This is a genomic window from Streptomyces sp. NPDC001634 (genome assembly GCF_040298185.1).
In the GTDB taxonomy this organism is placed as follows: Bacteria; Actinomycetota; Actinomycetes; order Streptomycetales; family Streptomycetaceae; genus Streptomyces.
Map to the genome: position 1 here is coordinate 151,867 of NZ_JBEOZU010000007.1, position 23,377 is coordinate 175,243.

General features: G+C 69.2%; 19 protein-coding genes and 1 pseudogene. 9 read left to right on the forward strand and 11 right to left on the reverse strand.

Annotated features, from left to right (window positions below):
• The first annotated feature begins 485 nt into the window (after positions 1-485).
• From ABT186_RS06900 to ABT186_RS06915, 4 genes are all read left to right on the forward strand, one after another.
• Positions 486-1,259: an isoprenyl transferase gene (locus ABT186_RS06900; protein ID WP_351923928.1), complete on the forward strand. Its 774-nt coding sequence runs from the start codon at positions 486-488 to the stop codon at positions 1,257-1,259.
• A gap of 376 nt (positions 1,260-1,635) precedes the next feature.
• Positions 1,636-2,961, forward strand: coding sequence for an RNA 5'-3' helicase PhoH2 (gene phoH2, locus ABT186_RS06905; protein ID WP_351221885.1), 1,326 nt, complete (start codon positions 1,636-1,638; stop codon positions 2,959-2,961).
• A gap of 413 nt (positions 2,962-3,374) precedes the next feature.
• Entirely contained in the window at positions 3,375-4,064 is a 690-nt protein-coding gene (locus tag ABT186_RS06910; protein ID WP_351221884.1) for an aggregation-promoting factor C-terminal-like domain-containing protein, read from the forward strand.
• 230 nt (positions 4,065-4,294) lie between these two features.
• On the forward strand, positions 4,295-5,599 hold the full coding sequence (locus ABT186_RS06915; RefSeq protein ID WP_351923930.1) for an AI-2E family transporter: 1,305 nt from the start codon (positions 4,295-4,297) through the stop codon (positions 5,597-5,599).
• A 21-nt stretch (positions 5,600-5,620) separates the two neighbouring features.
• Here the strand turns inward: ABT186_RS06915 and ABT186_RS06920 are convergent, their stop codons facing one another.
• Together ABT186_RS06920 and ABT186_RS06925 are read right to left on the reverse strand one after the other, a co-directional pair.
• The gene (locus ABT186_RS06920) at positions 5,621-6,154 is read right to left on the reverse strand and encodes an alkyl hydroperoxide reductase (RefSeq protein ID WP_351232258.1); all 534 of its coding nucleotides are present in this window, start codon (positions 6,152-6,154) and stop codon (positions 5,621-5,623) included.
• Positions 6,155-6,157: 3 nt separating this feature from the next.
• Positions 6,158-6,712: a peroxiredoxin gene (locus tag ABT186_RS06925; protein ID WP_351232260.1), complete on the reverse strand. Its 555-nt coding sequence runs from the start codon at positions 6,710-6,712 to the stop codon at positions 6,158-6,160.
• Between the two features lie 102 nt (positions 6,713-6,814).
• Here ABT186_RS06925 and ABT186_RS06930 point away from each other — a divergent pair.
• The 4 genes and pseudogenes from ABT186_RS06930 to ABT186_RS06945 all read left to right on the forward strand — a co-directional run.
• A pseudogene (locus tag ABT186_RS06930) lies at positions 6,815-7,069 on the forward strand (LysR family transcriptional regulator); the annotation flags it as partial.
• 218 nt (positions 7,070-7,287) lie between these two features.
• Positions 7,288-8,157 carry a MarR family transcriptional regulator gene (locus ABT186_RS06935; RefSeq protein ID WP_351923932.1) on the forward strand — a complete coding sequence of 290 codons (870 nt, stop codon included), beginning with the start codon at positions 7,288-7,290 and terminating at the stop codon, positions 8,155-8,157.
• A gap of 97 nt (positions 8,158-8,254) precedes the next feature.
• A complete protein-coding gene (locus ABT186_RS06940; protein WP_351232264.1) occupies positions 8,255-8,641 on the forward strand; it encodes a roadblock/LC7 domain-containing protein in 387 nt (128 codons plus the stop codon).
• Positions 8,642-8,645: 4 nt separating this feature from the next.
• Positions 8,646-9,074: a hypothetical protein gene (locus ABT186_RS06945; protein WP_351232266.1), complete on the forward strand. Its 429-nt coding sequence runs from the start codon at positions 8,646-8,648 to the stop codon at positions 9,072-9,074.
• Positions 9,075-9,130: 56 nt separating this feature from the next.
• Here the strand turns inward: ABT186_RS06945 and ABT186_RS06950 are convergent, their stop codons facing one another.
• From ABT186_RS06950 to ABT186_RS06970, 5 genes are all read right to left on the reverse strand, one after another.
• On the reverse strand, positions 9,131-11,428 hold the full coding sequence (locus ABT186_RS06950) for an ABC transporter permease (RefSeq protein WP_351923934.1): 2,298 nt from the start codon (positions 11,426-11,428) through the stop codon (positions 9,131-9,133).
• 140 nt (positions 11,429-11,568) lie between these two features.
• Positions 11,569-12,258 (reverse strand): ABC transporter ATP-binding protein, encoded by a 690-nt coding sequence (locus ABT186_RS06955; RefSeq protein ID WP_351232269.1) that lies wholly within the window; start codon positions 12,256-12,258, stop codon positions 11,569-11,571.
• Positions 12,255-12,779 (reverse strand): PadR family transcriptional regulator, encoded by a 525-nt coding sequence (locus tag ABT186_RS06960; RefSeq protein WP_351232271.1) that lies wholly within the window; start codon positions 12,777-12,779, stop codon positions 12,255-12,257. The genes ABT186_RS06955 and ABT186_RS06960 overlap by 4 nt, the downstream gene beginning before the upstream one ends.
• A gap of 535 nt (positions 12,780-13,314) precedes the next feature.
• On the reverse strand, positions 13,315-13,563 hold the full coding sequence (locus tag ABT186_RS06965) for a type II toxin-antitoxin system antitoxin (protein WP_351232273.1): 249 nt from the start codon (positions 13,561-13,563) through the stop codon (positions 13,315-13,317).
• A complete protein-coding gene (locus tag ABT186_RS06970) occupies positions 13,560-14,495 on the reverse strand; it encodes an SPFH domain-containing protein (RefSeq protein WP_351232275.1) in 936 nt (311 codons plus the stop codon). The genes ABT186_RS06965 and ABT186_RS06970 overlap by 4 nt, the downstream gene beginning before the upstream one ends.
• A gap of 238 nt (positions 14,496-14,733) precedes the next feature.
• On the opposite strand from ABT186_RS06970, the gene ABT186_RS06975 reads away from it, so the two are divergent.
• Positions 14,734-17,112 carry a transglycosylase domain-containing protein gene (locus tag ABT186_RS06975; RefSeq protein ID WP_351232277.1) on the forward strand — a complete coding sequence of 793 codons (2,379 nt, stop codon included), beginning with the start codon at positions 14,734-14,736 and terminating at the stop codon, positions 17,110-17,112.
• A gap of 59 nt (positions 17,113-17,171) precedes the next feature.
• Here the strand turns inward: ABT186_RS06975 and ABT186_RS06980 are convergent, their stop codons facing one another.
• From ABT186_RS06980 to ABT186_RS06995, 4 genes are all read right to left on the reverse strand, one after another.
• Positions 17,172-18,635: a catalase gene (locus ABT186_RS06980; RefSeq protein WP_351232279.1), complete on the reverse strand. Its 1,464-nt coding sequence runs from the start codon at positions 18,633-18,635 to the stop codon at positions 17,172-17,174.
• A 147-nt stretch (positions 18,636-18,782) separates the two neighbouring features.
• Positions 18,783-20,903 (reverse strand): SpoIIE family protein phosphatase, encoded by a 2,121-nt coding sequence (locus ABT186_RS06985; RefSeq protein ID WP_351232281.1) that lies wholly within the window; start codon positions 20,901-20,903, stop codon positions 18,783-18,785.
• Between the two features lie 277 nt (positions 20,904-21,180).
• Positions 21,181-21,873, reverse strand: a complete 693-nt coding sequence (gene fomD / locus ABT186_RS06990) for a cytidylyl-2-hydroxypropylphosphonate hydrolase (protein WP_351232283.1) — start codon at positions 21,871-21,873, stop codon at positions 21,181-21,183.
• 84 nt (positions 21,874-21,957) lie between these two features.
• Positions 21,958-23,370, reverse strand: a complete 1,413-nt coding sequence (locus ABT186_RS06995) for a class II fumarate hydratase (protein WP_351923936.1) — start codon at positions 23,368-23,370, stop codon at positions 21,958-21,960.
• Positions 23,371-23,377: the final 7 nt, after the last annotated feature.

A 23,377-nucleotide genomic window follows, 5' to 3' on the forward strand; every position in this document is an offset into this window, starting at 1 on the left:
GACTGCGAAGTTAGCGACGGCGTCAAGTGAGCGGTGAAGCCGCGGGTCACCCACCGGGGGTACGCCCGGGCGTGTCGCCAATCGCCCCACAACGAGGTGCACATCCCTTGGATCCCACAGGATTCGGCCGGATCTCCTTGGAATCCGCAGTGAATCAGCCATGATCACGCCCTGAATGGGCGCTTCCGGAGTCATCGCCGTGTCGTCGGGTGACTCCGGAGAGTAGTTGTGGCGCGGCAATGCACGCAGCATCACTTACGAAGGGTTATGGTGGAAACCCCCCCTCGGGCCGGTCCGTCTCCCCCCCACGGACCGGCCCGTTTCCTTTCCCCTCCCTTTGCCTCTTCGGGGTAGCGTTCTGGAACGCCGGGCCATGGGCGGCGCCTTGGGAGTGCGGGGGTAGGCTTCGCCTCCGGGGGCCGCCATCTGACGGGGATCGCGCATGCCTGCACCCGTCTGATCCGCACGGAGGGGCTGACAATCACGTGAACCTGCGCGACAAGCTGCGCAGCCTGCTGGTCAGGGTGTACGCACGCCGGGTGGAGGGCCACCTGGACCACGCTCAGGTGCCCAAGCACATCGGCGTCATCATGGACGGCAACCGTCGCTGGGCGAAGGCGGCGGGCTCGACCACCGCGCAGGGCCACCGGGCCGGGGCCGACAAGATCGAGGAGTTCCTCGGCTGGTGCGACGAGACGGACGTCGAGGTCGTCACGCTCTGGCTGCTGTCGACGGACAACTTCGACCGGCCGAAGGAGGAGCTGGTCCCGCTCCTCGGGATCATCGAGGACGTCGTCCGCTCGCTCGCCGCCGACGGCCGCTGGCGTGTGCACCACGTGGGCGCGCTCGACCTGCTGCCCTCGCAGATGCAGTCCGTCCTCAAGGACGCCGAGGAGACCACCGCACACGTCAAGGGGATACTCGTCAACGTCGCCATCGGCTACGGCGGCCGCCAGGAGATCGCCGACGCCGTGCGTTCGATGCTTCTCGATGCCCAGGAGAAGGGCACCTCGATGGAGGACCTCGCGGACTCCGTCGACGTCGACCTGATCGGCAGGCACCTCTACACCAGTGACCAGCCCGACCCCGACCTGGTGATCCGTACCAGCGGTGAGCAGCGTCTGTCCGGTTTCATGCTGTGGCAGACCGCTCATTCGGAGTACTACTTCTGTGAGGTCTTCTGGCCGGCCTTCCGCAAGGTCGACTTCCTGCGCGCCCTGCGCGACTACGCGGCGCGACACCGCCGCTACGGAGGCTGAAAAACCCCTTGTCACGGGGGCTCGGCACTCTCTCGCCGTGACCCGTGTTATCACCCTCTCGGGGGTAGAAGTAACAAGGAGTTCACCGGGGCGCCGTCGTACGCCGTGGCATGGCGGCGCATGTTCGAGGGCATAAGCCAAGCAGGTCGACACCCGAACCACGGGTGTCGTATCTCAGCGGACGGCTCGGGGCCGTCCGCCCGGGAGGCCCTTTGCACCAGCCCGACCGTGCGGTTTCGGCACGGAAGAAGCAGTGGAGGGCCGGTTCTCGGCCCGTGCATCGCGGCCGTCGACCGGTCGGGATATCTCCCGCCCAGCCCAACCCGGCACTCCACTCCGTCGCTCCCCGACCTCATCCGAGGGGGTACGTCCTTCCGTGGTGACCAGCACAAAGCGCCACAAGCCAGACCGGCGCACCTATGTTCTCGACACCAGCGTCCTGCTGGCCGACCCGAACGCCATGAGCCGTTTCGACGAGCACGAGGTAGTGCTCCCGATCGTCGTGGTCACGGAGCTGGAGGCCAAGCGGCACCATCCCGAACTCGGTTACTTCGCCCGGCAGGCCCTGCGTCTGCTCGACGACTACCGGGTGCGGTACGGCCGCCTCGACGCCCCCATTCCGATCGGGGACCTCGGCGGGACCCTCCGGGTCGAGCTCAACCACTCGGACCCCAGCGTGCTGCCCACCGGCTACCGCCTGGGGGACAACGACTCCCGCATCCTCGCGGTCGCCCGCAACCTGCAGGCGGAGGGGTTCGACGTCACCGTCGTCTCGAAGGACCTGCCGCTGAGGATCAAAGCGTCCTCGGTCGGCCTCCTCGCCGAGGAGTACCGCGCGGAGCTGGCCATCACGGACTCCTCCGGCTGGACCGGAATGTCCGAACTGACCCTGTCGGGCGAGCAGGTGGACATCCTCTTCGAAGAGGGACACGCGTACGTCCCCGAGGCTGCCGGTCTCCCCGTGCACACCGGACTGACGATCCAGTCGGAGCGGGGCAAGGCGCTGGGCCGGGTCACGGCGGAGGGCAACGTCCGTCTGGTGCGCGGCGACCGGGAGGCGTTCGGCATCAAGGGCCGAAGCGCCGAGCAGCGCATCGCCCTCGACCTGCTGCTCGACCCCGACGTCGGGATCATGTCGATGGGCGGCCGGGCCGGCACCGGCAAGTCGGCGCTGGCCCTGTGCGCGGGCCTGGAGGCGGTGCTGGAGCGCAGGCAGCATCAGAAGGTCATGGTCTTCCGGCCGCTGTACGCGGTCGGCGGGCAGGAACTCGGCTATCTGCCCGGCACCGAGGCCGAGAAGATGAGCCCCTGGGCCCAGGCGGTCTTCGACACGCTGTCCGCGGTCACCAGCCGCGAGGTCATCGAAGAGGTCACCGCCCGCGGAATGCTGGAGGTCCTCCCGCTCACCCACATCCGCGGCCGCTCGCTCCATGACGCGTTCGTGATCGTGGATGAGGCCCAGTCGCTCGAGAGGAACGTCCTGCTGACCGTTCTGTCCCGGATCGGCGCCAATTCACGGGTGGTTCTGACCCATGACGTGGCCCAGCGGGACAACCTGCGGGTGGGCCGGTACGACGGAGTCGTCGCCGTCGTGGAGAAGCTGAAGGGTCATCCGCTCTTCGCTCATGTCACGCTCACACGGTCCGAGAGGTCCCAGATCGCTGCGCTTGTGACCGAAATGCTCGAAGAGGGGCAGATCTGACCCGAGTGCTCAACCTGAGGTAGTTACTCGTTGGTTGGCGCCGCCCGGCAAAGGCCTAGAGCCTAGCCGGGCGGCGCCTTCGCGTGTGGGCGTTTCTCGGAATCCCGTAGGCCAAACGGGATGTGAGCTTTCACACGCAACTCAGAATTGCCACCCGGCGTCGGGTTACGGCAGAGTCTCACTCCTGTCAGGCCCCGCATACGACACACCTGTACCCCCAGCGGTACGGCACAACAGAAGCATCAGAACTCCATAGAGCCGTCGTATGCCGCCCGAGCACCACGCGGCGCTCCCGTCAGGGAGTTGCCCACCGGGCCCGTGCCTCCCGTGACCCCGCAGTTGGGAGGCCAGCGTCAGGGGCACGATTGCGTCCGCCAGGGTCACCGAAGCGGGCGATGCTGGAAGGAAACCGTGTGAGCCGGATTTCGGTCCGGGGATTCGCAGTGGCCTCGGCCACGGCGGTCACCGCTGTCGGCGCCGTCACTGGTGTTGCCTCGGGCAACACCGGGCAGCCCGGGAACGACGCCGAGGCAACGGCAAGCGACTCGACGCTCCTTGCGGACATACCCGCAGGGCAGCAGGCGCAGGTGCAGACCGCTTCCCTGACGCAGCAGGCCGACGCCCAGGCCATCCAGGCCGACGCGAGCGCCAAGAAGGACGCCGAGGAGGCGGCCCGCAAGGCTGCCGCCGAGACCGCTGTCGCCAAGAAGGCGGCTGCCGAGAAGGCCGCGAAGGAACGCGCGGACGCGGAGGCTGCGGCCACCCGTTCCACGCGCGACACGTCCACCACCTTCTCGCTCCAGCCCTCGTACACCGTCGCGCAGATCCAGGCGATCGCCCGCCAGATCGTGCCGTCCGACCAGTTCCAGTGCTTCAGCAACATCGTGACTCGTGAGTCCACCTGGAACTACAAGGCGACCAACCCCTCCTCGGGCGCCTACGGTCTTGTCCAGGCCCTGCCCGGCGACAAGATGGCGTCCGCGGGTGCCGACTGGCAGACCAACCCGGCCACGCAGATCAAGTGGGGCCTCAGCTACATGAACGAGCGCTACGGCAGCCCTTGTGATGCCTGGGGGTACTGGCAGGCCCACGGCAACTACTGAGCCGACGCCGTTCCGGCCGCTCAACCTCACGAAGCCCCTCACCGTCTTTGGGTGAGGGGCTTCGGCCGCTCAGGGCCTGTTCTGAGTGCCCCGCCCGCGCTCCGCGCGGACGACGGGGAACTCAGAACAGGCCCTAACGGCCCCAGGCGCCCGGCATGTACGGTCGGATCCGACGACTCCAGGGGGGAGTGGTGGGGATCACCCGGGGACACGGGGGAAGAGGACGGATCATGTCGCAAGTGCCAGGGTGGCTTTCCCGGATCGGCGCCGGACTGACCGAGATGGGGGATCGGTTGGACGAACGCCGCGCCGAGGTCGAGAAGGAGCACGCCGAGCCCGAGCCGCCCCCGGTGGCGGACAGCGTCCCGCCGCCGGCGGTGTACGCGCCCCCCGCACAGGAACGCCCCCATCCCGTCGAGGCCGTGCCGTGGGGCGTACGGGTCGCGGCCGAGGCGGGCTGGCGGCTGCTCGTCCTCGCCGGCACGGTCTGGGTGCTGATGCGGGTGATCAGCGCCGTCCAGCTGGTGGTCTTCGCCTTCGTCATCGCGCTGTTGATGACCGCACTGCTCCAGCCCTTGGTCGCCCGGCTGAAACGTCATGGCGTGCCGCGCGGTCCGGCCACCGCGCTCACCGTGATCCTGGGCTTCGTCCTGTTGGGCCTGCTCGGCTGGTTCGTGACCTGGCAGGTCATGGAGAACATCGACGCGCTCTCCACGCAGATCCAGAACGGCATCGACGACCTGCGCAACTGGCTGCTGAAGAGCCCGTTCCACGTCACCGACAAGCAGATCAACCAGATCGCCAAGAACCTCCGCGAGGCGATCGGGGCGAACACCGACCAGATAACCTCCGCGGGCCTGGAGGGCGTTCAGGTCATCGTCGAGGCCCTGACCGGCATCCTGCTGGTGTTCTTCTCGACGCTTTTCCTGCTCTACGACGGCGAACGCATCTGGCAGTGGTTCCTGAAGCTGGTGCCCGGCGCAGCCCGCCCGGGCGTGGCCGGCGCCGGTCCGCGCGCCTGGCGCACGCTGACCGCCTACGTCCGGGGCACGGTCCTGGTCGCCCTCATCGACGCGATCTTCATCGGCATCGGCATCTATTTCCTCAACGTGCCGATGGCCGTCCCGCTGGCCGTCTTCATCTTCCTGTTCTCCTTCATCCCCCTGGTGGGCGCCGTCGCCTCCGGCGCGCTGGCGGTCATCGTGGCGCTGGTGACGCAGGGTGTCTTCACGGCGGTCATGACCCTGGTCGTGGTGCTCGCGGTCCAGCAGATCGAGGGCCACGTCCTGCAGCCGTTCATCCTGGGCCGCGCGGTCCGCGTCCACCCGCTGGCCGTGGTCCTGACGGTGGCGGCCGGCGGCATGGTGGCGGGCATCGGCGGCGCGGTGGTGGCCGTACCCCTGGTGGCGGTGACGAACACCGTGGTCGGCTATCTACGGCAGTACTCGCTGGAGGTCCAGCAGCGCCAGGCCCCTCCGGAGGTCGCGGACGAGGCCGTCGAGGAGAACACGGAAGACCCCGCCCACCAGGAGTGAGCGGGGCCCCCGACAACCGGGTCACTCGGCCAGAACAGCCTCGGCTTCCAGCGTGACACCGACCGCCTGGACCACAGAGGCGATCTTGAACGCCTCCTGGATCACCTCACGGTCGACCCCGGCCTTCCGCAGCACCTGCTCGTGCGAGTCCAGGCACAGCCCGCAGCCGTTGATCGCGGACACCGCGAACGACCACAGTTCGAAGTCGACCTTGTCGACCCCGGGGTTGCCGATGACGTTCATCCGCAGGCCCGCACGCAGGGTGCCGTACTCGTGGTCCGAGAGCAGATGGCGCGTGCGGTAGAAGACGTTGTTCATCGCCATGACGGCGGCTGCGGACTTCGCCGCGGTGTACGCCTCCGGCGTGAGGCTCGCCTTCGCCTCCGGAGCCAGCTCGCGCAGCACGATCGGGGAACGCGACGCGATCGCGGTCGCCAGCACCGTGCCCCACAGCTGCTGCGCAGAAAGGTCGGAGTTGCCGATCACCGAGCCCAGATTGAGCTTCAGGTCCTTGGCGTAGTCCGGCAGGGCGGACTTGAGGGAGTCGAGGGACATCGCTCACTCACCGGCCAGCAGCTTGACCGGGTCGAGGGTCTCGTCGCCCTTGGCCCAGTTGCAGGGGCAGAGCTCGTCCGTCTGGAGAGCGTCCAGGACCCGGAGGACCTCCTTCGGGTTACGGCCCACCGAACCCGCGGTCACCATGGAGAACTGGATCTCGTTGTTCTGGTCGACGATGAAGACCGCGCGCTTGGCGAAGCCGTCCTCGTCCTCGATGCCGAGGTCGCGCATCAGCTCGTGCTTCGAGTCGGCCATCATCGGGAACGGCAGGTCGCGCAGATCGTCGTGGTCCTTGCGCCAGGCGTGGTGCACAAACTCGGAGTCGCCGGAGAAGCCGAGGATCTGGGCGTCACGGTCGGCGAACTCGTCGTTCAGCCTGCCGAAGGCCGCGATCTCGGTCGGGCACACGAAGGTGAAGTCCTTGGGCCATGCAAAGACGATCTTCCACTTGCCCTCGTAGGTCTTGTGGTTGATCTCCTCGAACTCCTTGCCCTTCTCCAGCGAGACACAGGCGGTCAGTTCGAACTCGGGGAACTTGTCACCGACGGTGAGCACACGCGCTCCTTACAGCACAGAAACACCGGGAAAGCAAGGTGTTTCTCATGGGTTGGACGATCAGGATCCTGGCACAGGGTGCATTGATTCGGGAAATAGCCGGCCGCCGTCGCCGGGCACCTTCACTTCCGCGACGCCGCCGCCGCGACCGGCATGAGCCGGCCCGCGCTGTCGGGTGCCGTCTCCGCCCTGGAGGAGGTCCTAGGCGTCACCTTGCGGGAGCGCACCACCCGCAAGGTGCTCCTCTCGCCCGCCGGTGAGCGCCTCGCCGTACGGGCCAAGGCGGTGCCGGCGGAGGTCGGCGCGCTCATGGAGGAGGCCGAAGCCGTGCGGGTCCCCTTCACCGGGGCGCTGCGGCCCTTGCCCGTACGGGTGCTGGGCCGCGGCGACTGAGCATCCGGGCAACCACGCACGCACACTCGGTCATTCAGGTGTCCGATTACGCACCTCGAACGGCGAGAGAAATTCAACTTCCGTCAGGTAGTGCGAATTTCGCTGGAATATGTGCCCGAGCTGATACACATACTTCCTCAGCGTGACGCGTCAGGCGTGTGTGCGACATTCCAAGGGGAGATGTGGCGGGCATACGGGATTCCCTTGGGCGGGCCGGATACGACCTGCTGTCGCGCGCGGTGACGCAGTACGCGCGTGAAAAGGGCGACGGCGGGCTCCGGGTTTCCGGGCAGCCCGGGGGAGTCGTCCATCTGCGCGACGGTCTCGTGGTCGCCGTCGCGAGCCCCGGCGCCCCCGGTCCAGGAACGCTGCTCATGCGTTCGGGCCGGTCGGGCGCCGGGGCGGCCGAGCTCAGGGTGGTCCGCATGATGGCGATGCAGGACGCGGTGTTCGCGATGGTCGCCGGGTGCGTCGACGGCTGCGTGGAACTGGAAGACCCTGCCGAGCCCCCCGACGCGCTCGTCGTCGGAGAGGGCGCCACGCGGCTGCTGCAGCAGGCGGCGCGCAAGCTGGCCGCGCTGGACGTCATGCCGCATCCGGTACGGCCGGACCGCGAGCGCCCGGTGCCCGCCATCGAGGTCGACGTCACTCAATTCGGTGAGTTACAGAGGGAGTTGCTCATCCAGTCCGATGGCCGGCGCACCGCCCGGGACATCGCCTTCCGTACCGGGCGCGCGGTCTACCCGGTCACCGTCGAGATGGCCCGTCTGCTGGGCGCGGGCTTTCTCGAGTGCGTCGAGTGGGCCGCGCCGGCGGTCCGGATACAGCTCCGCATGCCGCCGGAGGGCCTGCGTCGCCGGACCCCACCGACGGCGGAGCGGGCGGTCGTGGCGGCATCCCCAACCCCACTTCCACCCCTACCCCCGGGCCCGGCCCCCGCCCTGCCGCGCCGCACGCCCGGCGCCAGCGGCATCACCGAGACTCTCGCCTCCGAAAAGCACGGGGCGAGTTGGAAAGGGTTCTTCCGGCTGCGGAGCGGAACCGCGAAATGACAACGACGACATGACAACGAAGACATGACAACCGCGAGACAGATGAAAGACGAACACATGCGATCAGTGACGGACCATTCGCAGGGGAGTTGAGTACATGGATCACAAAGCACTGGCACTCGAAATGCGCGGCCTGCGCGAGCAGGTGACAGGAATTACGGACACCGCGGTCGCCGCGGCCGACGGAATGCTCATCGCGGCCGACACGGCGAGCGGTATCGACCCGGAGGGACTTGCCGCCCTCGCGGCGGCCGGCCTCGGCGTCGCCCGGCGCACCACCGAGGCGACGGCCCGCGGCACCCTGCACGGCACGGTCGCCTACGGCAGCCACGGCTGCGCCGCGTTCTACGCGGTCGGCGACACAGCACTGATGGTCGTACTGGGCGACGAGGGGATGGACGTGGACCGGCTGCACCGGGAGACGCGACCCGCCCTCGACCGCATCGGCTCGATCCTCACCGACAAGACACCCGAGGGAGTGTGAAGGGATGGCGACGAAGCGTATGACTCCCGGTTTTTCCGACCAGGTGATGGGCCTGGTCAAGTCCCTCCGTACCGACGCCCCCGACTGCGTCGCCGCGGGCGTGGTCGACATGTCGACGGGGATGCTGCTGTCCTACGAGACCGTGGAGAACCACCCGCCCGAGGTCCTCGATCTGCTGGCGGGAGCGACCCTCGATCTGTTCCAGGGACGTACGGTCGTGATGATCGAGGACGTGTTCAAGGAACGCCGGGGGATCACCAGCGACGGCCACTTCTTCCAGGAGATCCTCGTCAACAGCGATAACCTCACCCATCTGTTCGTGCGTATGAACGAGCAGCAGGACGTCGTCGCGGTGGTCGTCTGCCGCAAGTCCGTGAACGTCGGCATGCTCTTCGCCCAGGTCCGCCGGGTGGTGAAGGAATACAGCCTGTGAACGCGCACGGGCCCCTCCCGGTCGCAGGGGGAGGGGCCCGTGTGCCCGGCCGCCGGTCACTCCGTACGCAGACCGTCCGGTCGCATCAGCCGCAGCAGCGGCGGAAGGCTCAGCAGCGTCACCGCCAGCACGATCCCGGCGCCGATGCCGGTCATCACCAGCACGCCCGGCCAGTCCACGCTCACCGTCTGGCCCGTCATCTTCAGCAGTACCGTGCCCAGCATCAGCCCCACCACCGCGGCCAGCGCCAGACCCAGCGCGATCGGGATCGCCGTCTGCCACAGCACCGACATACTCAGGGTGCGGCGCCGCGTACCGAAGGCGACCAGCGACGACAGCAGCTTCTTGCGCTCGCGCAGCTGCTCCAGCTGCGAGACCAGCATGCTCGCCCCGATCAGCGCCAGTACGCAGGTGGCGCCGACGAACAGGCCCGTGCGGATCGAGGTGTACTTCTTGGACTGCTCGACGGACGTCCACATGTTGACGTACGCCCGCCAGTCGGTCCGGGCCGCCGTGTTCCGCACGTACTCGAGCACGTTCGGCACGGACTGGTCGACCGACAGGTAGATCATCCCCCGGACCAGCCCGGCCGCCCGCGTGGGGACGGCGCCCCTGGTCATCAGGACACCACCGCGCATCGTGCCCGTCGGGTCCTTGATCGACCGGGCCTGCTTCACGGTCTGCGGGACGGTCCAGGCGATCTCGCTGCCGGGCGAGTCTTCGTAGGACGGATCGATGTACAGCGTCCGGCCCGGCCTGCCCACCTTCGGTGTGTCGGTGTCGTACTCGCCTCCCGAGACGACGAAGACGTCACCGTCGCGGCACGAGGGCAGCGTCGCCATCTCGCGCAGGGCGGCGCAGTCGCCGATATTGAGGTCCATCACACTTTTCGGCTCCTTGCGCCTGTCGCCCAGGCCGGCTTCGGAGATTGCCGTGACCTTCCGCACTCCCTTGGTCGCGGCGAACTTCCCGGCGATCGCGTCGACCGGCACCCCCCTCGGCAGGTTCACCCCGAGCTGCGCCCGCGAAAGGTCGTTCTTCGACGGCTTGGTGTAGTCGCTCTCGACCCCGGCGAACAGCATCTGCAGCGCGATCGCCCCGGCCACCGCCACCGCGATGCCGTTGACCATGCGGGCCGCGGTGCCGCTGCTCAACTGCAGCCTGCGCACGGCCAGTTGCCAGGCGACACCGCCGGAGCCGAGCCGGGCGACGACCGTCTCGACGATCCACGGCAGCAGCGCGGTCACGCCGATGAGCAGCAGGATGACGCCACCGCTGACCAGGTACTGGTTGAACGCCCCATGGGTCCGCCCCTGCCCGATCATCGGGTAGAGCATGGCGAGTCCGGCCAGCGGCAGCAGCAGCCGCCACCACAGCCGGCGCCGCGAGGGCCGCGCCGTACGCACCACGCCGAGCGGCTCGATGACGACCCCGCGCAGCGCGAACAGCGTGACAAACACCGCGGCCGCCGGCACCGCGACCGCGACGAGCACGGCGAGGGCGGGCGAGGGGTTGAGATAGCTGGGGAAGACGCTGACGTCGAGGATCTCCACGGAGCCCGCGATCTGACGGCCGATCAGGAAGAAGGCCGTGCCGAGGACCAGGCCGAGCAGGGCCCCCGCGAGCGCCTCACCAGCCGCGATCCGCCGGGTCATCGCGCTGTCGGAGCCGACCAGGCGGAGCGCCGCGAGCCTGCGGTCGCGCCGCTCGCCGCCGAACCGCACGGCGGCGGCGATGAACACGGCGACCGGCGTCAGCAGCACCACGAAGACGACGAGCGACAGGAGGACCAGCACCGGATCCGTCTTGTCGGGCGTCGGGTGCGGATCCCCGAAGCTGTTGATCCGGGCTATGTCCGGGCTGCTGATCTTCGCCGCGAGCCCGTCGGCGCCCGCGTAGTAGGAGAGTTCGGCCGAGCCGATCAGCCCGGTCTCGCCGATGGTCCCGACGATCCGGTACGGCAGCCGCTCCCGCAGCAGCTTCCCGTCCGCCGACGCGAGCAGTTCCTTCAGCGCGGGGGAGACGACCATGTCGCCGGGTGCCGGGAACTTGGCCAGCCCCGGAGGCAGCGGCGCCTTCACGCCCTCGGGCTGCATCAGCCGCCCGCGGACGTCCTTGCGGTGGTAGGTCGTGTCGACGTCGGCGATCACCAGGGTGTTGTCGGCCTTGCGCAGGTGCGTCTGGCTGTACGTGAAGTCCAGGCGCGCGCGTTCGCGGTCGTGCCGCACCGCCAGCGCGTTCGGTATCGCGGTGGTGAGCAGCAGCAGCGCCACGCCCAGACCGACGCCGACGGCCGTCAGCAGGACCCGGACCCACCCCTCGCGTCCGCCGGCGAAGGCGAACCGGACCCCCATGGCCAGATCCCTGGACCTCCCCCAAGCTCTCGACTCCTCCCCCACTCTCGACTTCGCTCGAGCGGGGGGACCCCCATGAGCGGGGGGACCCCCATGAGCGGGGGGACCCCCATGAGCAGACAGGCGCCCCCATCGCGCTTTCATACGACGCGCTCCATGTCCCGGGACTTCCCGTCCCGTACCACGATCTCGCGGTCGGAGTAGGCGGCCACCCGTGCCTCGTGCGTGACCAGCACGACGGCCGCGTTGGTGGAGCGGGCGGCCTCGGTGAGCAGTTCCATCACACGCTCGCCGTTGAGGGAGTCGAGGGCGCCGGTGGGCTCGTCGGCGAACAGCACACGCGGGCTCGTGACCAGGGCGCGGGCGACGGCGACCCGCTGCCCCTGACCGCCGGATATCTCACCCGGCCGCTTCTTCGCCAGGTCGTCGACCTCCAGCCGCGCCATCCAGGCCAGGGCGGTCCGCTCGGCCTCCTTGCGGGACGTTCCGTTCAGCCGCAGCGGAAGGGCCACGTTCTCGACACAGGTCAGTTCCGGCACGAGCTGCCCGAACTGGAAGACGAACCCGAACTCGGAGCGCCGCAGCGCGCTGCGCTCGGCGTCGTTCATGGTCGCCATCTCGCGCCCGTTGTAGATGATCGAGCCGGAGTCGGGCGTGACGATCCCGGCGAGACAGTGCAGCAGCGTCGACTTGCCGGAGCCGGAGGGGCCCATCACGGCGACGACCTCGCCGGGGTGGATCGAGAACTCGGCGCTGTCGAGGGCCACGGTCGCCCCGTACACCTTGCGCAGGTCCGTCGCGGCGAGCAGGGAACCGGGAGGAGGCGTCACTCGGCCACCGCCTCGGCGAGCTTGTCGAGACGCGCGGCGGTCAGCTCCAGCCAGCGCAGGTCGGCCTCGAGGTGGAACAGGGCGTGGTCGCAGATCAGCTGGTCGGCCAGATCGCCCCTGCGCTTGCGGTCGGTCAGGATCCGCATCATCCGCAGATGCTCGGCGCGTTGCGTGTCGAGGATGTCGGCCGCGTTGCGGTGCGTGAGCAGGGCGAGGACGACCTTGGTGTAGAGCGTCGACTGCAGATACGGCTCGGGCTTCTCCGGGGTCGCGAGCCACCGCTGTACGTCGGTGATCCCGGCCTCGGTGATGGCGTACCGCTTCCGCTCGGGCCCGCCGCCCGCCTCGATCCCGTCGACTTCGACGAGCCCGTTCTTCAGCAGCCGGGACATCGTCGAGTAGACCTGGCCATAGTGCAGCGGCCGGTCATGACCGAACTTCTCGTCGAAGGCCCGCTTCAGGTCGTAACCGTGACGGGGCCCGGACTCCAGGAGTCCTAGGAGGGTGTGACCGATGGACATGGGAGCACTGTACACAGGGCGTATACACCGTACGTATACGTGGCATGTATAGATCTGGAGGAGGGTCGCGTTTTCGCAGGTGGAGGCCGATTGTCACGGTTCTGCTACACGGATTCGCAGCCCTCGGGCGGTGCCCATGCCTCCGGCTCGTCCCAAGTCGGTGGGCGCCCCGGGTGGGGGCGGTCTTGCGGGGGCGGGGAGGACCGGGACCCTGGTCCGGGTGGGGTTGGGCGGCGACAGTTCCCCAAGGCGGGGGCGGCTTTGTGTGGCCGGGTGGGCGGCCTGCCTTCGTCAGGGCGTGGCGGAGCGGGGACTTGGACCAAGCGGCGACCTGGACCAGGGGACGCAGCCCCCTCCAGGGAACCCGAGGCGGTGCCCATGTCTTCGGCTCGTCCGAAGTCGGTGGGCGCCCCGGGCGGGCGGCCCGCTTTCGTGAGGGTGTGGCGGCCCGGCGCGGGAACTTGGCAGCGACAGTTCCCAGGGGCAGGGGCAGGGGCAGGGGCAGGGGTGCCGGGGTGCAGCCCCGCGTGGCCCCCTATGTCTCCGGCTCGCCCGAGGCCGGTGGGCGTCCCCGGCGGGGGATCGGCTTTGTGCCGCCGGGCAGGCGGCCCGCCTCCGCCAGGGCGCGGCGCAACAGGAACTCGATCTGGGCGTTGGCCGAGCGCAGTTCGTCGCCGGCCCAGCGCGCGAGCGCCTCGTACACCAAAGGGTCCAGCCGCAGCAGCACCTGCTTGCGCTGCTGCGGCCGACGCTGGGGGCCCGAGCCTCCGGAGGGAGCCGTCACTGGTAAAGGGACCCCGTGTTCAGTACCGGCTGCGGCGCCCGGTCCCCGCACAGCACCACCATCAGGTTCGACACCATCGCCGCCTTCCGTTCCTCGTCCAGCTCGACGACGTCCCGCTCGGCGATCCGGGCGAGCGCCGCCTCGACCATCCCCACCGCACCGTCGACGATCTGCCGCCGCGCGGCCACCACCGCGCCGGCCTGCTGCCGCTGGAGCATCGCCGACGCGATCTCCGGGGCGTACGCGAGATGCGTGAAGCGCGACTCGATGATCTGCACCCCTGCGGCCTCCACGCGCGCGTGCAGCTCGACCGCGAGCTTCTCGGTGATCTCCTCGGCGTTGCCGCGCAGCGAGAGCCCGCCCTCGTCGTGGGCGTCGTACGGGTACTCGATGGCGATGTGCCGCACGGCCGCCTCGGTCTGCGTGGCGACGAACTCCAGGAAGTCGTCCACCTCGAACGTCGCCTGTGCGGTGTCCTCGACCCTCCAGACCACCACCGCGGCCAGCTCGATCGGGTTTCCGTAGGCGTCGTTGACCTTGAGGACGGCGGTCTCGTGGTTGCGGACCCGCGTCGAGATCTTCGTACGCGAGGTGAAGGGGTTCACCCAGCGCAGCCCGTCCTGCCGGATCGTGCCTCGGTAGCGCCCGAAGAGCTGGACGACGCGGGCCTCGCCCGGCGCCACCGTGTTCAGGCCGCACATCGCGATGAACGCCGCGAGGCCGATCAGTACGCCGACGACGATCAGCGCGGCCTTGGTTCCGGTCGCGGTGACCGTCGAGCCCGCGACGACCAGGCAGACGCCCAGCGCAAGGCCGGCCAGTCCGAGCACCAGCGCGAGTCCCCCGCCGATGCTGTGCGCCGGGAACTCCCGTACCCGCGGCTTCGGCATCTCGGGTATGTCGGCCGTGGCGGAAGCTTCGTGTGTCGACATGGGTGGTGTCCCCCGTTTCGTCTCATAGCTTGAGTCTAGCTAAGTGATATCACTTTACCGCAGGGAACAACCATTCGCTCCTCCTGATCGTCGGTTCCGATGAGGCGGGTGCTGGATCTCACGCCCGCAAAAGGCATGATCGACGCCTCTTTGTCATACCGCGCGGTGTTAGCTTTCTGAGCTGACCTGAGCGACGAACCTGTGTGGCACACGAGAACGAAGCGGAGCGGATCGAGCGATGGGACGAGCGGAAGAGAGACGAGCGCGGCAGCGCGGTGGCCGCCGCGCGGCGCCCAAGCGCTCGTCCGGAACGACGGCCTCCCCGTCGGTCGCCACCACTGGCCCCGCGCCGGCCGGCGGCCGGGCCGCCGCGCGCGCCCGCGCCGCCAGGAGCGCCAAGAACGGTAAGAACGACAAGAGCTTCATACGCCGGCTCTTCACCTGGAAGAAGATCCTCGGCACGATGTTCGGCTTCGTGCTGCTGGGTATGGGCGCGTTCGTCGTGCTGTACATGATGACCCCCATACCGGCGGGGAACGCGGCGGCCAAGCTGCAGAGCAACGTCTACAAGTACAGCGACGGCTCGGTCCTCGCCCGCACCGGCGACGTCAACCGTGAGAACGTCGACCTCACCGAGGTCCCCAAGGACGTCCAGCGCACGTTCGTCGCCGCCGAGAACAAGACCTTCTACCAGGACGCCGGTGTCGACCTGAAGGGCACGGCCCGCGGCATCCTCAACACCCTCTCCGGCAAGGGCGCGCAGGGTGGTTCGACGATCACCCAGCAGTACGTCAAGAACTACTACCTGACGCAGAACCAGACCGTCACGCGCAAGCTCAAAGAGCTGATCATCTCGCTGAAGCTGGACCGTAAGAAGTCCAAGGACTACATCCTCCGGGGCTACATCAACACCAGCTACTACGGCCGCGGCGCCTACGGCATCCAGGCCGCGGCGCAGGCGTACTACCGCAAGGACGCCAAGAACCTCACGGTCGAGGAGGGCGCCTACCTGGCCGCCCTGCTCCAGGCGCCGAGCCAGTACGACTGGGCGATCGCCACGCCCACCGGCAAGCAGCTGGCCCAGGCCCGCTGGAACTACGTCCTGGACAACATGGTCGGCCAGCACTGGCTGGACGCGAGCAAACGCCAGGCCATGAAGTTCGAGGTCCCGAAGGCGCCCAAGCCGGCACCGGGTATGGAGGGACAGACCGGCTACCTGGTGGACGCGGCCAACGCGGCGCTGGAGAAGCAGCTCGTGGCCCAGGGCACCGCCTCCTCCCTCGGTGACGCCGAGGCCCTGGTGAAGCAGGGCGGCTGGACCATCACGGTCAACATCGACAAGAAGAAGCAGGCCCAGCTGGAGCAGGCCGTCAAGGACAAGCTGACCAGCAAGCTGAACCCGAAGAAGCGTTCCGTCGACGGTGACGTCCAGGCCGGTGCCGCCTCCGTCGATCCGAAGACGGGCAAGGTCCTCGCGCTCTACGGCGGCCAGAACTACATCAAGCACTTTGTGAACAACGCGACCCGCCGCGACTACCAGCCCGCCTCCACCTTCAAGCCGCTGATCTTCGCGGCCGCCCTGGACGAGCATGCCAAGACGCAGGACGGCCGGGCCATCGACGCGAACACGATGTACGACGGCACGAGCGGCCGCCCGGTCAAGGGCAGCGACATCCCCTTCTCCCCGCCGAACGAGGACAAACAGGACTACGGCAACATCCCCGTCCAGACGGCGATGAACCAGTCCGTCAACTCGGTCTTCGCGCAGATGGGCGTCGACGTGGGCATGTCCAACGTGCTGAAGGTCGCGAACGCGCTCGGCATGGACACCAAGGGCCTGCCGGCCGTGCCCGCGCAGACCCTCGGCACCATGGGCGCCAGCCCGCTGGAGATGGCGGGCGTCTACGCGACCCTCGACAACCACGGCAGGAAGGTCACCCCGGCGATCCTCAAATCGGCCGAGCACACGGATCACACGGTCAATCTCCCGAACCCGATCGGCGACCAGGTGATCAGCCGCGAGGCCGCCGACACGGTGACCTCGGTGCTGACCGGCGTGGTCGACGACGGTACGGCCAAGACATCGGTGGCGGACAACCCTGCCCGCGACGGCCAGCAGGTCGCCGGCAAGACGGGTACGTCCGACAGCAACAAGTCGGCCTGGTTCACCGGCTACACGCCGAGCATGGTCACCTCGGTCGGCCTGTTCGGCGAGGACGCGCAGAAGCACACCCAGGTCAGCCTGACGGGTGCCACGGGCCTCATCCCGGGCAGCGGCCGTATCAACGGCGGTGGCTACCCGGCACAGATCTGGGCCGCGTACACCTTCGACGCGATGGGCAGCGTCACCAAGTTCGACCTGGAGACCACGCAGGGTGCGGCGGTCCAGCCGAGCGTGTCGCCGACGATCTCCAAGTCGCCGACCTCCTCGCCGTCGTCGTCGCCGACCGCGTCGAACAAGCCGACGACCAAGCCGCCGACGTCCCAGCCTCCGACCAGCAAGCCGCCGACGACGCCGCCGGACACCACGACGACGCCGCCCGACACCACGACGACGCCGCCGGACACCACGACGACGCCGCCACAGAACCCGCTCAATCCGAACAACCCGCAGTAGCGCGAGAGCGCCCGGTGGACCGGCCACCGGGCGCTCTTCGCGTTTCTGCGTTCACTTCATCAGCCGCCGTTGACCTTGTGGGCGATGCGGTCGCCGATCTCCTTGTCGATGTTGCGCCAGTACTGCAGCGCGCGGTCGACAACGGGGCGGGTGACGCCGTTCAGCAGGTGGCCGCTGACGTTGGAGACCAGCCGGTCACGGGCCGCGTCGTCCAGCACCTGGCGGACCATCGTGCCCGGCTGGCCGAAGTCGTCGTCCTCGGGGTGCAGCTTGTACGCCTCGCGGACCATCTCGCCCGCCGTCTGCCAGCCCGCGATGTCACCGAACCGGTCGGTGGCCGCCGCCGGACCGCCGTAGGAGTTGGGCGCGTACGGGGCACCGGTGCGAGCGGGCTCGTAGCGCATCGGGCCGTCCTTCGCGTACGAGGACACCCGCGAACGCGGCCGGTTGGGCGGCAGCTGGGCGTAGTTCGGGCCGATGCGGTAGCGGTGCGTGTCCGGGTACGAGAACAGCCTGCCCAGCAGCATCTTGTCCGGGGACGGCCCGATGCCCGGCACCATGTTGGACGGCTCGAACGCGGCCTGCTCGATGTGGATGAAGTAGTCCTCCGGGTTCTTGTCGAGGGTCATCCGGCCGACCTCGATCAGCGGGTAGTCGCCGTGCGGCCACACCTTGGTCAGGTCGAACGGGTTGAACCGGTAGTCCGGCGCGTCGTCGAACGGCATCACCTGGACGTACATCGTCCAGGACGGGTGCTCGCCGCGGTCGATCGCCCGGAAGAGGTCGCGGCGGTGCAGATCGGCGTCCTCGCCGGCCAGGCGGTCGGCGTCCTCCTGGGTGAGGAAGTCGATGCCCTGATCGGTCTTGATGTGGTACTTGACCCAGAACCTCTCGCCGCCGCCGTTGACCCACATGTAGGTGTGCGAGGAGTACCCGTTCATGTTGCGGTACGTCTTCGGAATGCCGCGATCTCCCATGAGCCACGTCACCATGTGCGCGGACTCGGGGGAGAGGGTCCAGAAGTCCCACTGCATGTCGTTGTCGCGCAGCCCGTTGTCGGGGCGGCGCTTCTGCGAGCGGATGAAGTCCTGGAACTTCTGCGGGTCACGGACGAAGAAGATCGGCGTGTTGTTGCCTACCAGGTCGTAGTTGCCGTATTCCGTGTAGAACTTCAGCGCGAAACCACGCGGGTCGCGCCAGGTGTCCGGGGAGCCCTGTTCACCGGCCACCGTCGAGAAGCGCGCCAGCATCTCGGTGCGCCTGCCCGGCTGGAAGAGGTCGGCCTTGGTGAACTGGCTGACGTCGTTGGTGACTTCGAAGAATCCGTATGCACCACTGCCCTTGGCGTGCACCACCCGCTCGGGGACCCGCTCCCGGTTGAACTGGGCCATCTTCTCGATCAGGTAGTGATCCTGGAGCAGGATCGGGCCGTTGGGGCCGACGGTCAGCGAGTGCTCATCGCTCTCCACCGGGATGCCCGAGTTGCTTGTGGTGAACGGAATCTGCTGGGGTGCCTGGGTCACGAGAGCGTCCTCCCGTCGAGACTCGAGGGTGTCGGTCGGGTCGCTTCGCCCACCCCAGCAGTCAACTCCGCCCACGGGATGTCGGCAACTTTTGGACGGGGTCCAATTCAGGTGCTCGTCCGAGCCCGGGGCCGACCCCTGACGGCGTCAGCCCCGGTTCAGCTCGAACCAGACCACCTTTCCGGTGCTCAGCCGGGTCGCACCCCAGCGTCGGGCCAGCCGGTTCACCAGATAGAGTCCGCGGCCACCCTCGTCCGTGGCCCGCGCCTGCCTCAGGCGCGGCAGCTGAGGCACGTCGTCGCCGACCTCGCAGCGCAGCACATCGGTGCGCAGCAGGCGCAGCGTGATGGGCCGTGACGCATAGCGCACGGCATTGGTCACCACCTCGCTGACCAGCAGCTCCACCGAGTCCGTCAGCTCCTCCATGCCCCAGCGGGCCAGCGCCCGGCGGGCCAGGCGCCGGGCCCGGCCCGGGGCCGCGTCCTCGGGCTCCAGGAACCAGTACGCGACATCGCTCGGCGCGATCCCGTCGAAGCGCGCGGCGAGCAGCGCGATGTCGTCGTCGCGGTCGCCGGGGCCGAGCATGTCGAGCACCTCGTCGCACAGCGCCTCCAGTGGCGGCGGATGGTCGGCGCCGGTGAGCTGGGCGGTCGCGGCGAGCTTCTCCCGCAGTTGTTCTATACCGGTCCACACGTCCCGAAGCCGGGACTCGACGAGACCGTCGGTGTAGAGCAGGAGCGTGGCCCCGGCGGGCGCGTCCAGCTCGACCGCCTCGAAGTCCACGCCGCCCACGCCGATGGGGGCGCCGGCCGGTACCCGCAGCACCTCGGCCCGGCCGCCCAGGTGCAGCAGGACCGGCGGGGGATGGCCGGCGTTGGCGATGGTGATCCGGTGCGAGACCGGGTCGTACACCGCGTACAGGCAGGTCGCCATGCGGTCGGTGCCGAGTCGCTGGGCCTGCTCGTCGAGGTGGTGCAGCACCTCCTGCGGCGGCAGGTCGAGCCCGGCGAGCGTCTGGGCCGTCGTCCTCAGCTGCCCCATGATCGCGGCGGAGGTCATGGAGTGCCCCATGACGTCACCGACCACCAGCGCCACCCGGCTGCCCGGCAGCGGAATGGCGTCGTACCAGTCGCCGCCGACCCGCGCGGTCTCGGCGGCCGGCAGATAGCGGGACGCCAGTCGTACGCCCGTCGGGTTCGGCAGGGTCTCGGGCAGCATCGTCCGCTGCAGCTCGTCGGCGATGTACGCCTCGCGGCCGTACAGCACCGCCTTGTCGATGCCCAGCGCGCTGTGCGTGGCGAGCTGTGCGGCGACCAGCAGATCGTCCGGCTCGAACGCCATGCGCTCCGGGCGGCGCAGGAACAGCGCGGCGCCGATGACCCGGCGGCGGCCGCGCAGCGGGGCGAGGATCGCGCGCTGGCCCGCGGGAATCGGGAGCTCGTCGCCGAGCAGCTCGGGCAGCGCGGCGCGGGCGGCGGGCGCGTCCGCGAACACGGGCCGCACCCCGCGCAGCACCTCGGCGAGGGCACCGCCGGGCCGCACCTCGCACAGATCGTTGCTCAGCGCCGCGAGGCCGGAGTTCTCCGGCACCGGCACCGGCAGGATCCCGTCCTCCAGGTCCCGGTCCTGCGGGATGCGGTCGGTGCGCCGCAGCCGCAGCACCAGGGGCCCGGTGGGCCGCTCGTCGCCCACGGGCAGCGGGTCGCGCAGATAGACGAGGATCGCGTCCGAGAACGTCGGCACGGTGGCCCGGCACAGGCCCATCACGATCTCGTCGAGATCGATGCCACGGGCGATCCGCCGGGTCGCGGCGCCCACGAAGCGCAGCCGGTCCCCGTCGCGCCGCATGGGCATGGGGCCGCTCGGCGGCGTCTGACCGGTGCGCCGGTCCTTGCCGCCGGGCAGGACGGCGGCGCGGTCCTGGTCGGTGCCCGGCTGGGCCGGGATGACCTCGGGAGCGGGGCGCGGCCGGTGTGCGTCGGGCTCGTCGGCGGCGGGCTGGGAGTGCTCGCTGCCGCCGGTCGCGGGCGGCGACGTGGGCGTGCCGCCCTGGTTGCCGGAGGCTCCCTGCTTGGCGTACGGCGGCGTCGAGGCCGGTCCGGTGGGTGCGTCGCCCGCCCGGGTCTGTGCCGGTAAGGCCGTGGCCGGCGGCGGGGTGGGCATGGGCTCCGGGGTACGCAGGAGCGCCCCGCGGGGGTCCGCGGGGCCGACGCCCTGCTGGGGGCGTTCGTGGGAGGTCGGGTGCTCCGTCACGCGTGTCGAATCCATCCGTCCGGGGCTGCGCGCCGTGCGTGCAGTTCGTCCCGCCGAGAAGCCGATACCCGGAATACGTGCCCCAGGAACGGAATTCCCGCGCGGTCAGTCCATGATCCACCGGCCGGCTGTCCGGTAGCCGTCCCGGTGTGGCCCTCGTACCCCTCGCTCACGTCCTGCCGCCCCTCGGTGACGTTCGGTCAAGCTCAGCCCATAGTGCGGGAGTTGCTGCTGCTGTGTGCCCTTGCGGAGGACGATCCTACGGTTGTACCGCGGGGGCGCAACAAGGGTCTCATGAGGTCACGTACGCAGGGGTACGGTCCCAGTCGTCCGGCAGCGGCGGCACCACCCAGGAGGGATCCGGGCGCCAGTGCTGCCAGCCGTCCGAGAACGGTGGCCCCCAGGCGTCGATCACCTCCACCGCGGACCGCCCCGCCTCCCGTACCCGGTCGGCGAGCCGATGGTCCATCAGGCCGTCCCGCTGGGCCTGCGCGAACTCGTCCTCGTCGCGCCAGCCCCAACTGCGGTCCGGGTAGACGCAGATGTCCAGAAAGTAGTCCTCGGAGTCGACCCCGCCGGCCCAGCGGACCAGTGGCGCCTCCAGATTGACGTACCAGTTCTTGAACCGCCAGCCCTGTTCCCAGAACAGCCACACCGACCAGGGCTCGCCGGGCCGCGCCAGCTTGAGCACCCCGGTGCCGAACCAGCGGTCCAGCTGCACGGCCCGCGGCTTGGTGTAGCGGGACTCCAGCGGCTCGGCGTGCAGCGGCGTGCCGTCGGCGAGGACGGGCTTCACACACTGGGTGCCCGGCGCCATCCACACGGCGAGCAGATCGGAGTCGTCGCGTACGACGGTGACGGGGCGGGCGATGTGGAAGCGCTCACCGGCGTTCTCCCGGTACCGCCAGAGGATCCGTTCCCCCGGCTCCCAGTGTGTCGTCGACCCGTCCGCTTCCATTCGTCTCACCGCTCCACCGTCTGCCATGCACAGATATTAGGTGCCCCAGGCATACGACGCTGCGGTGCCGGTCACGGTTCGCCCCACGGGCGGGTGACATGTCACGAGACGTTACGGATGCGTCATCCGCAGGACATCAAGCGCCTCGTCGAGCTGTTCGAGCGTGAGGTCTCCGCGCTCCACATACCCGGATTCCAGGACGACTTGACGGATGGTCCTTCGCTCGGCGAGCGCCTTCTTGGCGACCTTGGCGGCTTCCTCGTATCCGATGTACTTGTTGAGCGGAGTGACGACGGAGGGCGACGACTCGGCGTATTCACGGGCGCGTTCGCGGTGGGCGACGATGCCGTCGATGGTGCGGTCGGCCAGCAGCCGTGACACGTTGGCGAGCAACCGGATGGACTCGAGCACGTTCTTCGCGATCACCGGCAGCATCACATTGAGCTCGAAGTTGCCGGAGGCGCCGGCGGTGGCGATGGTCGCGTCGTTCCCGATGACCTGCGCGGCGACCATGAGAACGGCTTCGGGGATGACGGGATTGACCTTGCCGGGCATGATCGAGGAGCCGGGCTGCAGGTCGGGAAGGCTGATCTCGGCGAGTCCGGTCCGGGGTCCGGAGGCCATCCACCGGAGGTCGTTGGAGATCTTGGTCAGTCCGACGGCGATGGTCCTGAGCTGCCCACTCGTCTCGACGATCCCGTCCCGTGCGCCCTGGGCCTCGAAGTGGTTGCGGGCCTCGGTGAGCGGCAGCCCGGTGGCCCGGGCGACCTCGGCGATGACCGCGGCGGAGAAGCCGGGCGGAGTGTTGATCCCCGTTCCGACGGCGGTTCCGCCCAGCGGCAGTTCGGCGAGCCGCGGCAGCGAGGCGCTCAGCCGCTCGACGCCGTGGCGCACCTGGGCGGCGTACCCGCCGAACTCCTGCCCGAGCGTCACAGGCGTGGCGTCCATGAGGTGAGTGCGCCCCGACTTCACCACATCGGCGAACTCGTCGGCCTTGCGTTCGAGAGAGGCGGCGAGGTGTTCGAGGGTAGGGACGAGGTCGTGGGTGACGGCGGCGGTGGCGGCGATGTGAATCGACGACGGGAAGACGTCGTTGGACGACTGTGAGGCGTTCACGTGGTCGTTCGGATGCACGTCGCGCCCGAGCCGCTCACCGGCGAGGGTGGCGATGACCTCGTTGGTGTTCATGTTGGACGAGGTGCCCGACCCGGTCTGGAACACATCCACGGGAAAGTGCTCGTCCCACCGCCCCTCGGCCACCTCGGCGGCCGCCTCCTGGATGGCGTCGGCAACGTCCTTGTCGAGCACGCCGAGCTCCGCGTTGACCTTGGCGGCGGCACCCTTGATCCGCGCGAGCGCCTCGATGTGGGCGCGCTCGATCCGCTGACCGGAGACGGGGAAGTTCTCGACGGCCCGCTGGGTCTGGGCCCGCCACTTGGCGTCGACGGGGACCTGGACCTCGCCCATGGAGTCGTGCTCGATGCGGTATCGCCCGCTGCCGTCTGCGCCGGCCGTTGTGGTCATCGTCGTC